General features: G+C 32.0%; 1 protein-coding gene. It reads left to right on the top strand.

What is annotated here, in order from left to right:
- A partial coding sequence (locus tag CJF42_RS27935) for a ligand-binding sensor domain-containing protein (RefSeq protein WP_170940785.1) occupies positions 1–1,241 on the top strand: 1,241 nt, incomplete at both ends.

The raw sequence follows: 1,241 nt of genomic DNA, 5'->3' as shown, positions 1-1,241 counted from the left end.
ATTGAACCACAAATCATTATAAATGGTGAAATACAGGCAACACCTGATGGCGTAGTTTATCGCAGAGATAATGTAATGGTGTTTTATGACTACCAACAAGAACAGTTCCGTTATGACGATACCTTTAAAAATCCACGTCATTTAACAGCTGCTGATGCACATCATATCTATTTTGTAGATAATAATATTATTAAAAAATATTCTACTATTGGTCTTGAAGCAGGACAGTATAAGTTTGGTATCAATGATGAAATTTTTAATGATATCTATATAGATAAAGAAGACAAAATATGGATGTTAGGTATGACCAATTTTCATATATTAGATACTAATATTAAATTTGAACCTTTTAACTTTAATTCTAAATATAATGTTTTTGGTTTAGTTAATAATACTTATTGGATAGGTACTCGGATTGGTGTTTATCAGTATGAAAATGGGAAAACTTCTACTATCCCTTGGCTTGATGAAATAATGCCAATTGAAGATTACACTGTACAAAATATCGTGCAATTTAATGATCATGCAATTATTAGTACCAGTAAGGGAGCTTATGCAGTTAATTTAACAAGTAAAACCCTAACCACCCGCTTGTCAGTAGATTATATTATTTCTGCAAATGTCATTGATGGGCTTTTATATATTGGTAATGATAGATATGGCGTTCAAATCTTTGATGCTCAATTCAATCAAATTGATGTGACCGAAATAAACGCAACATTACCCTCACGAGAAATTTTACAAGTAAGAAAAATTAATAAACGTTTGCATATAGCCACAGCAAAAGGCTTATGGATGCAAGTAGATAAAGGTGGCGAATTAGCATTGGAAGGTACAGTAATATCTGATGTTGCTATGGTTAAAGATCGCCTATTTGCAGCAAGTTACGGTGAAGGTTTATTTGAATTTAAACAGGGTAAGTGGGAAAGCTTACCTTCACCTTTGTACATTAAAGAATTGATAGCGGGTGATAAACTTTATTTAACAACCAGTAATGGTGTACATTTTTTAAATGACAAAAACTATACACAGCTGATGGCCAGAACAGGTAAGCATAGTTTTGCACCTGGGGGAGTTATTTACTCAGGTGATAAAATTTATATGGTGAGCCATTTAGGTTTTGTGATCATTTCCAAAACAAAAACACCGCCTATTAAAGAGTTAAAACTCAGTTATATTAAAACAGATCAACATACCTATTTAAATGATAACCACATAGAAATAGCCCAAGCTAATTGGAT

The organism is Pseudoalteromonas sp. NBT06-2 (assembly GCF_002276045.1).
Taxonomy (GTDB): domain Bacteria; phylum Pseudomonadota; class Gammaproteobacteria; order Enterobacterales; family Alteromonadaceae; genus Pseudoalteromonas.
The sequence above is the reverse complement of the archived record's forward strand: the minus strand, read 5'-3'. Positions and strand labels throughout refer to the sequence as shown.